Origin of the sequence: Leclercia adecarboxylata (genome assembly GCF_006171285.1) — a bacterium.
GTDB classification, from domain to species: Bacteria; Pseudomonadota; Gammaproteobacteria; order Enterobacterales; family Enterobacteriaceae; genus Enterobacter; species Enterobacter barmai.
On the sequence record NZ_CP040889.1, the window covers coordinates 4,019,042 to 4,031,044 of the forward strand.

Annotated in this window: 10 protein-coding genes; 5 read left to right on the top strand and 5 right to left on the bottom strand. The window is 52.8% G+C overall.

Annotation, left to right across the window (positions count from 1 at the left end; all coding sequences use genetic code 11):
* Window positions 1-8: 8 nt before the first annotated feature.
* Genes FHN83_RS20940 through xthA form a run of 5 tightly spaced genes read right to left on the bottom strand, consistent with a single transcriptional unit; the run spans window position 9 to window position 4,830 of the window.
* A complete protein-coding gene (locus FHN83_RS20940) occupies window positions 9-641 on the bottom strand; it encodes an ATP-binding cassette domain-containing protein (RefSeq protein ID WP_139564812.1) in 633 nt (210 codons plus the stop codon).
* On the bottom strand, window positions 641-2,176 hold the full coding sequence (locus tag FHN83_RS20945; protein WP_139564813.1) for an ABC transporter permease subunit: 1,536 nt from the start codon (window positions 2,174-2,176) through the stop codon (window positions 641-643). Before FHN83_RS20945 ends, FHN83_RS20940 begins: the two co-directional genes overlap by 1 nt.
* Window positions 2,149-3,312, bottom strand: a complete 1,164-nt coding sequence (locus tag FHN83_RS20950) for an ABC transporter substrate-binding protein (protein WP_419146422.1) — start codon at window positions 3,310-3,312, stop codon at window positions 2,149-2,151. The genes FHN83_RS20945 and FHN83_RS20950 overlap by 28 nt, the downstream gene beginning before the upstream one ends.
* 21 nt (window positions 3,313-3,333) lie before the next feature.
* Complete coding sequence (locus tag FHN83_RS20955) at window positions 3,334-4,014, bottom strand: TVP38/TMEM64 family protein (RefSeq protein WP_419146423.1); 681 nt, start codon at window positions 4,012-4,014, stop codon at window positions 3,334-3,336.
* A 6-nt stretch (window positions 4,015-4,020) separates the two neighbouring features.
* Entirely contained in the window at window positions 4,021-4,830 is an 810-nt protein-coding gene (gene xthA / locus FHN83_RS20960; RefSeq protein WP_039029044.1) for an exodeoxyribonuclease III, read from the bottom strand.
* A 157-nt stretch (window positions 4,831-4,987) separates the two neighbouring features.
* Between xthA and FHN83_RS20965 the strand changes: the two genes are divergently transcribed.
* From FHN83_RS20965 to FHN83_RS28670, 5 genes are all read left to right on the top strand, one after another.
* A complete protein-coding gene (locus FHN83_RS20965; RefSeq protein ID WP_139564816.1) occupies window positions 4,988-7,528 on the top strand; it encodes a type VI secretion system Vgr family protein in 2,541 nt (846 codons plus the stop codon).
* A 2-nt stretch (window positions 7,529-7,530) separates the two neighbouring features.
* Window positions 7,531-9,483 (top strand): lipase family protein, encoded by a 1,953-nt coding sequence (locus FHN83_RS20970; protein ID WP_139564817.1) that lies wholly within the window; start codon window positions 7,531-7,533, stop codon window positions 9,481-9,483.
* Window positions 9,470-10,126 carry a hypothetical protein gene (locus FHN83_RS28660; protein ID WP_255296450.1) on the top strand — a complete coding sequence of 219 codons (657 nt, stop codon included), beginning with the start codon at window positions 9,470-9,472 and terminating at the stop codon, window positions 10,124-10,126. Before FHN83_RS20970 ends, FHN83_RS28660 begins: the two co-directional genes overlap by 14 nt.
* A gap of 165 nt (window positions 10,127-10,291) precedes the next feature.
* Entirely contained in the window at window positions 10,292-11,068 is a 777-nt protein-coding gene (locus FHN83_RS28665; RefSeq protein ID WP_255296451.1) for a hypothetical protein, read from the top strand.
* A 50-nt stretch (window positions 11,069-11,118) separates the two neighbouring features.
* The gene (locus tag FHN83_RS28670) at window positions 11,119-11,892 is read left to right on the top strand and encodes a hypothetical protein (protein WP_255296452.1); all 774 of its coding nucleotides are present in this window, start codon (window positions 11,119-11,121) and stop codon (window positions 11,890-11,892) included.
* Window positions 11,893-12,003: the final 111 nt, after the last annotated feature.

Sequence of the window (12,003 nt, forward strand, 5' to 3'; positions counted from 1 at the left end):
CCTTCGATTCATTGCCACTTCTCCATCGCCAGCACCCGACCGCCGGACGGTACATCGTCCTCGTCGTGGGTCACCTGTACGACCGGAATGCCCAGGCTGCGCACTTCGGCAAACACCCAGCGGCGAAACTGATCGCGCAGTGTTTTATCCAGACGACTGAATGGCTCATCAAGCAGCAGCGCTTGCGGCTGCGCCAGCAGGGCGCGCAGCAGGCCGATCCGGGCGCGCTGCCCGCCGGAAAGCGTGGCGGGATCGCGATGAAAAAATCCGCTCAGTTCGGCGGCGTCCAGCGCGTCGTTGACCTGCTGTTTGCGCGCCGCGCCTTTGACCGACGCCGGGAGCGCCAGCAGCAGGTTCTGCCCGACGCTGAAGTGATCGAACAACAGCGCGTCCTGGAACAGCAGCCCCAGGCCCCGCTGCTCGGTGGGCAGGGTGTCGCAGCGCCGGGCGTTGATCCACAGCTCCCCTTCGGCATGCAAATCCGCGGGCAGGGCCCCCACCATCCAGGCAAACAGCGAGGATTTCCCGCTGCCAGAAGGGCCCATCAGAGTGAGGATCTCCCCTGGCTGCACGGTAAAACTGACGTTATGCAGCAGCGTTGTCTGGCGCAGCGAGAGCGAAACATCCTTGACCATCAGCATTAACGTAACCCCTGTCGAAAACGGCCAATCAGCCTGGAAAGTACAATGCAGACGGCGAAAACCAGCATCGGCAGCAGCAGCTGCCACAGCGCCTGCGCCGCCAGCACCGCGCTGCTACCGCCGCTGCTGAGCGCGACGGCGTCGGTTGTGAGGGTGGTAAACCGTCCGCTCCCCAACCACAGGGTGGGCAGATACTGCGCCACGCTGACGGAAAAGCCGACCGCGAACGCCGTCAGCGCCGGGCGGATCATCTGCGGGCATTTGATCAGCCAGAAAATTTTAAGCGATCCCCAGCCGAGCGTGCGGGCGGTCAGGATCAGGCGCGGATCGAGCCTGCGCCAGGCCGGTTGCATCACCAGCAGCATCCACGGCAGCACCCACAGCAGATGCCCCCACAGCACGGCGATAAACTGTCCGTCCAGCTGTAACAGCAGCGCGAGCCGATACTGCCCGGCCACCAGCGGCAGGGCGGGAAGGGCCAGCGGCAGCCAGACCCAGAACGCGCCGCGCTGCGGGCCCCACTCGAGCCACAGCAGAATCATCCCCAGCGCAATACCCGCAGAGAGCAGCCCCAGCGTCAGGCTCAGCCCGGCCGTCTCGCGCGTGACGCTGGCATTGCCCGCCACCAGCACCAGCACCGCGATGCTGGCGAGACCGGCCAGGGGGAGCAGCACCCCGCAGGCTTGTCCCATCACAAGCGGTCGCGGCGTCGGGCGCTCCCCGGACACCGCCGGGATGGTGCGCCGCCAGCGCCGCCAGCCGGTAAACACCGCGATGGCGATCAGTTCCAGCAGCACCAGCAGGATCGCGCATACCAGCATCCCTTTGGCCTGCTGGACGCTGTCGCCCTGCGTCAGCCACTGCCAGGCCAGCACCGCCAGGGTGGGGGGATTACCGGGCCCGAGGATCAGGGCGACATCCACCACCGACAGCGACCAGGCGATCACCGCCAGCATTACCGCCCCCAGCGCCGGGGCAATGGCGGGCAGGATCAGCCAGCGCAGCGCCTGCCAGCGGCCGTAGCCCAGCGATCGCAGGATCGTCACTTTTTGTGCCAGTTCCTTCTCCGGCAGCGAGGCATAAATCGCCCACATCACGAAAGCGCTCTCCTTGACGGCGAGGCTCAGGCCCAGCCCGATCCCGTAGCGATCCATCACCGGGGAGCAGATCGTACAGACGCGATAGAGCGCGCCGCCTTCGGCAAAAACCAGCAATACGCTAACGGCAAAAGCCACGTGCGGGATCGCCAGCAGCCAAGGCAGATGGTTGCACAGCCGCCGCCAGCGGCTGCCGGGCCACAGGGCGGCCACCACCGCGAGGGCCAGCATCAGCGCCCCGGCGGCGGCTATCAGGGTAGAAACCAGGGTGGCGATCAGCGCCTGCGGCAGCTGCGGATCGGCCGCCAGCGCCCGCCAGCTATCCGCAGAAAAAATCGGCGGCAGCAGCAGGCCGAAGGCGGGCAGTAGCGGCAGATACACCGTGCCCAGCAGCAGCCAGACCAGGGCGCTTAGTGGGTGCCGTAGCGACGAAGCCATTCCTGCTCCAGCGCGTTAACCCAGGCGGCATGCGGCTCACCAAGGGTCGGTGGAAGATCCGCCGGAATAAACTGGCGCAGCTTTTCTGCCTGGGAGGCAGGCAGTTTCTGCGGGTCAAGCACGCTTGGGTCGCCCCAGTTGGCCGGGTCCGCCTTGCGGATCTGCGCCTCTGGCGAGAGTAAGAAGTTCGCGACGACCTTTGCCCCCGCGCTGGCCGAGGCGTTAGCCGGGATCGCCACAAAATGGACGTTGCCGATCATCCCCTGGCGGAAGCCAAAGCTGTAGCTGTCAGCTGGCAGCTCCTTGCTGGCGACTTTCTGCCGGGCGTGGGCCGGGTTAAAGGTGATCGACAGGCGTAAATTACCGCTCGCCAGCAAAGCATCCATCCGCGCCGGGGACGGCGGGAAGTCTTTCCCTTCGCGCCACAGATAAGGATGCAGCTTATCCAGATAGGCCCACAGGGGGGCGGTAACGCGGGCAAAGGTGGCGCTGTCCGGCGGCTGTTTCAGCGCCTCCGGCTGGGTGGTCTGCGTCAGCAGGAGCTGTTCCAGGAACGCGGTGCCGGTAAAGTCAGGCGGGCGGGGGTAGGTGACGGTGCCGGGATGTTTGCTGGCGTATTCCAGCAGCGCCCCGGCGTCCGCCAGCGGCTCAGCAAGCTGTTCGCGACGGGCAATAAAGGTGAGCTGGGCGCTGCCCCAGGGGGATTCAGCCCCTTCGGTCGGAATGGCGAAATCTTCGCTGACCGGTTTGGTTGTATCCACATAGCGCCAGTTGGGAAGGGTTTTTGCCCAGCCAGTCTGCAGCAGCCCGGCGGTTTTCAGGGTGCGGAAGTTCTCCCCGTTCACCCACAGCAGATCCACCGAGCCGTTAGTTTTGCGCCCGGCGCTGGCCTCGGTCTGGATCCGCTTCACCGCATCGGCGGCATCCGCCAGACGGACAATCTTCAGGTTGATGGCGTAGTGGCTTTTCATCTCGCCGCTCACCCAGTCCAGGTAGCGGTTCACCGCCTCATCGCCGCCCCAGGCGTTAAACCAGACGGTCTGGCCCCGGGCGTCCTGTTTGATTTTCTGCCAGCCGTCATCGGCCAGCGCCTGTCCTGCCATCAGCAGGCCCGTTAACAACATGCAAAAACGCACACGGCGCATAATGCCTCCCTGTTATGGAGAAGTGCGGGAAAAACGGGCCAGCAGCCAGCGGGTGATGAGCGGCAGCAGCCCCAGTAGCGTGAAGGCAAAAACCACGCCGGGTGAGAGGATATCACGCAGCGAGGCGATCTGCCCCAACTGGTGCCCGGCATTCAGATAGACAATCGCCCCCGGCAGCATGCCGAGCTGGCTGACCCACCAGTAGCGTCTCACACCGAGGGTGGTCACTCCCGCCAGCAGGTTGACCACAAAGAACGGGAACAGCGGCACCAGGCGCAGGGCAAAGAGATAAAACGCCCCGTCGCGGGAGACGCCTTGGTTGACGGTGCGCATTGGCCCGGCAAAGCGGCGCTGCACCCAGTCACGCAGCAGGTAGCGGCTGGTGAGCATCGCCAGCGTCGCGCCAAGCGTCGAGGCGAACGAGACCAGCAGGATCCCCGGCCACAGGCCGAACAGCGCCCCGCCGAGCAGGGTCAGTAGCGCTGCGCCCGGCAGCGACAGGGTGGTGACCAGCACATAGACGATAAAAAAGAGTGCGGCGCTTTTTAACGGTGCCTGCTGGCAGTAAAGCCGCAGGGCCTGATGCTGCGCCTGGAGATTTTCCAGCGTCAGCATGCCGGGAGGCAGTTGCGTAAAGATGATGCTAAAAGCGCCCAGAAGGGCGCATATAAGCAGAAATTTACCGCGATGTATCCGCATTTACTTCACGTCGAAGGTTGCCCATACCGGGGCATGGTCAGACGGTTTTTCCATGCTGCGGATCTCGTAGTCGATCCCGGTTTCGATGCAGCGCTCCGCCAGCGGGGCGCTTGCCAGCAGCAGGTCGATGCGCAGGCCGCGGTTGTCATCAAAGCCTTTAGAGCGGTAATCAAACCACGAGAAACGATCCTGGGTTTCCGGGTTGGCGGTGCGGAAGGTATCCACCAGACCCCAGTCCAGCAGACGTCCCATCCACTCGCGCTCTTCCGGCAGGAAGGAGCACTTTCCGGTGCGCAGCCAGCGCTTGCGGCTGTCCTCGCCGATGCCGATATCCAGATCGGTATGGCTGATGTTCATGTCGCCCATGATCAGCACCGGATTCTCTTTTTTCAGCTCGGTTTCGAGGAAGGACTGCAGATCCTGGTAGAACTTCTCTTTCGCCGGGAACTTCAGGGGATGGTCGCGGCTCTCGCCCTGCGGAAAGTAACCGTTGATCACGGTGATGTTGCCCAGCGGTGAGGGGATTTCCGCCATGATGATGCGGCGCTGGGAATCTTCACCGTCACCCGGGAAGCCGCGACGCACCGAGACCGGCGTCTCTTTGGTGAGCAGGGCCACCCCGTAATGGCCTTTCTGGCCGTGATAGAAGACGTTGTAACCCAGTTTTGCCACCTCTTCGAGGGGGAACATATCGTCGTGAACTTTTGTCTCCTGCAGGCCGATCACGTCAGGCTGATGCTGGTCGACGAGGGCTTGCAGTTGATGAGGACGGGCGCGCAGGCCGTTGATATTAAAAGAGACAAATTTCATAGTCGCTGCCAGTGCAAGGTGAATAGTGCAGGGATGGTAGCAGAATTTTTACGTTAAAACCTGTAGTTATTCCGTTATTGATCCCCCTCTAATTTTAGAGATTATTTGCATGTTATCATATTGATAATTAAGGATAATTATTCAAATGGAATCATAAATGGATTATATAGATAGCCTTAAAAATGCCTCCGTTGATGGACTAAACCGCTACCTTCTTACTTTGGAAGATAGCAATTTACATCTTGATGTCTTGAAATTTGAAGGGCACGAAGGATTAAGTGAGCTTTATCATTACACCATCAATTTTACGTGCCTTAATCATGACATCCAGCCCGAAACGATGCTTCGTAAAGGCTGTACTCTTATCATGCAATTTCTGCCAGATGCACTTACTGGAAAGGTGCAGCTTCCAGTAACCATTAAAACTGTACATGGCATTATCTCCTCTTTTCGTCGTCTGACAGGTTCCCGCGATCAGGTTTCATATGAGATCGCTCTGGAACCTTTTTTGTCCCTGTTGAGTAACCAGCACCGTAGCCATCGCTTTTTTGTTAACACATCAGTGCCTGATGTCATTGAGCAGGTTCTGACAGAGCATGGGCTGAAAAACTGGGAGTTTGAATTCAGGCTAAAAAATAGCTATCCGATACGCGAGCAAATTAACCAGTATCAGGAAAGCGATCTGGCATTTATCCAACGTCTGCTTGCAGAAGTGGGAATCTTTTATTTCTTTACCGTGCAGCAGGATACATGCACGGAAGTCATTCATTTTGGCGACAAGCAAAGCGCCATGACGTTTGGTAAGCAACTGGGGATAAACAGTCCCTCCGGTATGAGCGACAGCGGCTCAGACTCAATATGGGAGCTTAACGTTGAGCATAACGTGGTGGAGGCAAGTGTCACCACAAAAGACTACAACCACAGGTCAGCGCATACTCTATTGAATTCCGCTCCGGCAGATATGACGCGCGGCGAGGGTAGCGATGTTAACTATGGCAATGTGTATCACTATCAAATGAGACATCTGGAGCGGGGGGATAAGTTCGAACCAGCACCGGAAACCGCCAATTTTTATGCTCGCCTTGACCACGAAAGGTTTTTATCTCACCAGACACTAATCACTGCAAAAAGCACTGATGCGACTTTGTCTCCGGCGCAGGTTCTGACTATCACGGACTGCTTCCCCCCAACTTTGCCTGTGCTGCTGCAACAACCCGTACTTATCAGGCATCTGAAATTTACCGGTAGCCGCAAAAAAGCGCTTCTGGTTGAATTGACAGCTATTCCCTACAGCGAAACGATATGCTGGCGGCCGCCATTGCTGCCGCGCCCGAAGGTAACAGGAACAATGACCGCCCGCGTGACAAGCGCGAAGTCGGGAGATGCTTATGCCTGGCTTAATGCTGCTGGTTTGTACCGGGTAAAATTTGATGCCGACCTTGATGGTAAAAACCAGGGACAGGAAAGTATGCCGGTTCGCCTGGCAAAGCCCTATGGCGGGGATACATACGGGTTTCACTTTCCGCTCATACGCGGAACTGAGGTCGCTATTGCTTTCCATGAAGGCGATCCGGATCGTCCTTATATTGCTTATGCTTTGCACGATTCACGACATCCTGACCCTGTCACTGAATTAAACTACACCCGTAACGTTATCCGCACGCCGAAAAACAACAAATTACGGATGGAGGATAAAGCGGGTGAGGAGCATATAAAGCTCAGTACGGAGTATGGCGGCAAAACCCAACTTAACATGGGCCATAATGTAGATGCCCAGCGAGTGGCGCGGGGTGAGGGCGCAGAACTAAGAACGGATGATTGGGTAACCATTCGGGGTGGAAAAGGGATATTTCTGAGTGCGGATCGCCAGTCCGATGCACAAGGGGCAATGCTGGAAATGGAGGCAGCGGTACGTCAGCTTGAGCTGGCCCTGTCACTTGCGCGAAGTTTAAGTAAAGTTGTGCAACGTCAGCACGCCACCCCAGGGGATACAGACAGCCAGGCCAGGCTAAATGAAACTCTGGATGGGCTGAAGCAGGCAGGGCTTTTAGCCCATGCACCGAATGGAATTGGCATCCTTAGCCCGGCGGCTGTCCGGGTGGCTTCTGGTGGTCAAAGCGTTGGTATTATGTCTGGCCGAAATACGGACATCAGTGCAGCTGAATCAGTAACAATCGCCGCAGTAGAGGCGGTTAGCCTTTTTGCGCAAAGCACCGGAATGCAACTTATTGCGGGTAGTGGGAGCATGGAGCTCCAGGCACAGAGTGACACACTCAATGCTCAGGCAAAACGGGATGTCACAATTACCAGCTCTGAAGGACGTGTTGAGATTGCATCAGCTTCTGAGTTGATACTTAAAAATCGCAATGGTTCGTATATCAAAATAGTGGGTGATGATATTGAGCTGGGTTGTAAAGGTAATATTTTGCTCAGGTCCACCAACATGCAAAAAATGGGGCCTGCTACTATCACCACTTCGCAATTTAATTACCAGTATGGCTATGGCGCAGGTTTTACGCTGAAAGACAGTGAAACCGGAAAAATAAAAACCCATACCCGTTATCGTATTACCACTGCGGAAGGTGAAGTTTACAACGGAACATCAGGAGACACAGGTAAAACACTGCCGGTGTATACCATGATGCCAGCCTCATTAAAGGTTGAATTCCCTGACGAGGAAGAGAACAAGGAGCAATAATCATGACTAAAACTGTAACTTCACTTCTTGTCAGATACCCTGATGCCTTTACAGGCAAACAACATACCCACTTTCTTGAAATTCAACTTGTCGATGAACTTAATAAACCTGTCACCGGTATGCCTTATAGGGCTAAAAGTGAAGGCCTCAATGACAAAATTTATGAGGGCAAAAGTGATGCGGATGGTCTTATTCGATTAACAGGTCTCCACTGGCTCGATCTCACATTGACACTGGATGCACAGCATCTGGCGGATGAAATGGAAAATCGGCCACTAGGACTTTCACGCCATCCCGGGAATGCTAAACAATCCAATAGAAATGATCGTTCAGACTGGCGTTCGAATGTGCAGATCGGTGCAGAGCAGAAAGGGTATTTATATCATTATGCGGTCATCGGGGAATTGTGCGACCAGGTGCCGGAAATTGAAGGTTGGGATCGGAAGACGCCACCAATTTATCATTTTCCTGAAGAAACGGCGCTGAAAGGGAAAAGGATAAGCTGTGACCAATTCGATCAACGGCATGTTATTGAGATATGTCCTTTTCGGGCATGGATCCTGGTGCTGCACGACACAAAAGAGTATGCCCTGGCGAACGGCTATAATCTGGGCTTGATGGCGGATATGGCTTATGCTGAAAAGCATATCGTGGAGTCTTTTTTCCTGGAAAAATGTCTGGATCTTTCTGCAACGCCTCAGCATGAAGAATTTCCAGCGTATCCTCATGCATTAACGATTGATGTACCTTTTAGCAAGCGTTATACCACGGCAGCATTCCTGGATACCAAAGCTAAAAAGCCCAGTGAATCATCAAGTCCTTTACTCGATAGTACCCAACTATTTTACGTTGAGTGTGACGAGCATTTAGCCGTTGCGTGGCGAGGGACACAGGAAATTCCCGATTGGTTAACCGATGGAGCATATTCTCCACTACCTTGTCCACCAGAACTGGCTAACGCTGGATGTATTCATGGAGGGTTCTTAGCAGCTTATCAACTGGCGACGGCACGATTTGATTTCGAATTTAATGCGATTGAAGAAGCATTATCAGAAGCTAATGGTAATAAAAAACTCTTCATTTGCGGCCATAGTTTGGGAGGCGCACTTGGTCTCACTTATGCTGCTAAAGTAAAAGAATTTCAGCCGATTCTCTATACATACGGTATGCCTCGTACCTTTACCGCAAATGCAGTGGGAAACATTCATCAAATTACCCATTACCGGCACGTTAACGACACAGATACCATTACCAGTGTTCCCTTTGATGCCAATATGGATAACTGGCTTTACGGCAAATTTGGCCCGATCGGCGCAACGCTGGGGTTCTTCTGGACACTGCTGGTGGAGCTTCCTGTACAGATGGCAGGGGCATATACTGGGGAACACTACTGGCATCATGGCAAACCGGTAGTCTTCTTTCGCACTACGCAGACAAATAGTTGGGAAGAGTGTAGGGTGATGATGAATCCAAACACCTGTCGTCGCCTGAGTTACAGTCTGCCAGCTAAAGCCCGTTTGTTCCTTATTCCGTCGTTATCAGAGGATGAAAATAACAGGGCAAAACAGGCCCAGGAAGATTTCATTCGCAAATATCCTAAGGATGATATCGAGCGTATTTTTCCGCGAAATACTAATCCGTCTTTTGACCATATGACTAACCCTATTAGACATTCCATGGCAAAAGAGTATCTACCATTCCTTAATAATCAACTCCTGGAATCCGCATGGCCGGAACTGCAAATGGTGCGTAAATCCCGGCGTGAGATTTTTAACCGACAGATGGAGCGTTATGCTCAAAACACCCCTGAGGAGGAGTTAACCCGCAACAGGATATTTCTTGGGTTGCAGGAGGAGCTTCACAGAGCGCTTGTATTAACAAAAGCATTACCCTGCGGGGAGAATGCATTAATTCGTTTTAAATCAGTTGCGGAGGAAGAAATTGAAATCAATTAATTGTTTATTTATGCTGACATTGATGTTCCCTCTGGCAGGTTGTGCAAGTCGACCGGATTATACTCTCAATCCACCTGCCAATGCTAATTGGATAGATATAGCTTTAAAATTACCAGCACAGGTAGAAGTAATGCCTATGGATGCGTTGTATCGTTCGGAAAAATGCCAGCGTGAAATTTATGACCAAAAAATAGAGTCGCACAGAAGTTTGGAAAATGGAAAAAATCCTCAGGTTGTTAGGATGATTAAGCAGAAAAATAGTGATATATGGCAACATCGCTTCGCGCTAAATGGTGGAGGTAAATGTGAGTGGAAACTCAGCACCGTCAGGGTTGATATGAAATTAATGAGAAACACTCCCCTGACACAAGGAAAAAATCCCACATCGGTAAGTTATGTCTTTGCCTTCGATGATGAATTTTATAGCGGAGGGGGGATGCCCGGACAAAGAAAGAGGTGCATGGCAACCTGGAGATTAAAACGGATTTTTTCCCTATGGTCTATATCAATCATGCCTTCAACGAAATCGATATCGATATGTTTGGTGGTAATGTCAGAAAAACAGAGTGGAGCAGACATTACAGAGTACATGATACTCAGAAAATTGTTATTACCCCAGTCCTCCATGCTAGCAAAGTCGTGACGCTGGAAAGTCCGCCTACGCCACCAGGCAAAGTGACGGTAACCTATCCCGATGGGAGTAAAGAGAGCGTTTCGGGGATTATTCCGGATTACGCAAAATTGCTTTCAATGATGTAACAAGACACCTGACCAGAAGCTTTTAGGATTTTCATCAAGGAGGAATACCGTGAAGCATATTAACATCGCACTATTACTATTAGCGCTTCCATTGAATGGATGTGCCCGTCGCCCCGACTATACTCTTAACCCACCGGCCAGAACTGAGTGGGTGAACGTTACGGTGGAGTTGCCCCCTTATACTGAAGTAACGCCGATGGACGTGTTATACCGATCGGATAAATGCCAGCGAGAGGATTATGACAGTACGACTGAATCTCACGTTCGAAATGAACGAGGTTTTAATCCTCAGATTTTCAGAATGATTCGACAGGAAAACAGCAATATATGGCACAGTCGTATTGCTCTGGATGGTGGCGGCAAATGCGAATGGAAACTGAGCGTCTTACGCATTGATATTCAGCCAGTGCATACCCTTCCTTTAGCGAAGGAAAAAAAACTTATTCAGACAAGCTATGCCTTTAGCTTTGATAGTGAGGATTATGTTGGTGGTGGGGGCGTAGGGATTGTCAGAAAAACTCAGGGTGATCTTACAATTAATACAGTGCTTTTCCCAATGGTGGTAATCAATCATGCTCTAAATAAACAAACATTAAGATTTTTTGCGGGTGATACTGATAAGGAGAAATGGAGCAGACATTACAGAGTCGATAAAATAAAAAATATAGGAATAAAACCTGATTTGTTTATTGATAAGGTTGTCGTGCTTGAAACGCCAAAAAAGAAAACCGATCCGGCAGGCATGACCATAACTTACCCTGATGGCACAGTAGAACTTAAACGAACTATTATCCCGGACTACACGAAATTGCTTTCAATGATGTAACAAGACACCAGCCCAGAAGTTTTTTAGGATTTTCATCAAGGAGGAATACCGTGAAGCATATTAACATCGCACTATTACTATTAGCGCTTCCATTGAATGGATGTGCCAGTCGCCCCGACTATACTCTTCACCCACCGGCCAGAACTGAGTGGGTGAACGTTACGTTGGAGTTGCCCCCTTATACTGAGGTAACGCCGATGGACGTGTTATACCGATCGGATAAATGCCAGCGAGAAGTCTATGATGAAAAAATAGAATCGCATAGAAGTCTTGAAAGAGGAAAAAATCCCAGAGTCGTAAGAATGATCCAACAAGGGAACAGCAATATATGGCACAGTCGTATTGCTTCAGATGGTGGCGGCAAATGCGAATGGAAACTCAGCGGAATACGTATTGATCTCCAGCCGCAAAAAACGCTGCCACTTGCCGCCGGGAAAAAAATCATACCGACGAGCTACGAATTTGCTTTTGACGATGACGCTTATTCTGCTGGAGAAGGTTCGGGTACCAGAAGAGAAGCCTATGATGATGTGTATATCAAGACGGTACTTTTCCCTATGGTTATCCACCATCGGGATAATGAGGTCGTTCTGAAGTTTTTTGGCGGGAATACCAATAAATTACAATGGAGTCGATTTTACAGGGTGCATGATGTTAAAAATATCACTATTGAACCACTATTGTATCTTAAAAAAGTTGTTTCGCTTGAAGCACCCAAAAGCAGCCGCGCCCCAGCAGGCATGACCATAACCTACCCTGATGGCACAGTAGAAATTAAGCGGGCCATCATCCCTGACTACGAAAGGTTACTGTCATTGCCATAACAGATGCTCGCTCCTCGATGGTTCATTTAATCCAATAGTTCGTTAACGGAACACGCTCAAGTTACGGTGCAATTTCTGCACCGTTCTGGCGCGTAACGCCCTCTGATGGCG

What these genes read in the sequence shown, in the direction of transcription:
- FHN83_RS20940 (WP_139564812.1), bottom strand. Translation starts at nt 641, where the DNA reads ATGCTGATGGTCAAGGATGTTTCGCTCTCGCTGCGCCAGACAACGCTG.
- FHN83_RS20945 (WP_139564813.1), bottom strand. Translation starts at nt 2,176, where the DNA reads ATGGCTTCGTCGCTACGGCACCCACTAAGCGCCCTGGTCTGGCTGCTG.
- xthA (WP_039029044.1), bottom strand. Translation starts at nt 4,830, where the DNA reads ATGAAATTTGTCTCTTTTAATATCAACGGCCTGCGCGCCCGTCCTCAT.
- FHN83_RS20965 (WP_139564816.1), top strand. Translation starts at nt 4,988, where the DNA reads ATGGATTATATAGATAGCCTTAAAAATGCCTCCGTTGATGGACTAAAC.
- FHN83_RS20970 (WP_139564817.1), top strand. Translation starts at nt 7,531, where the DNA reads ATGACTAAAACTGTAACTTCACTTCTTGTCAGATACCCTGATGCCTTT.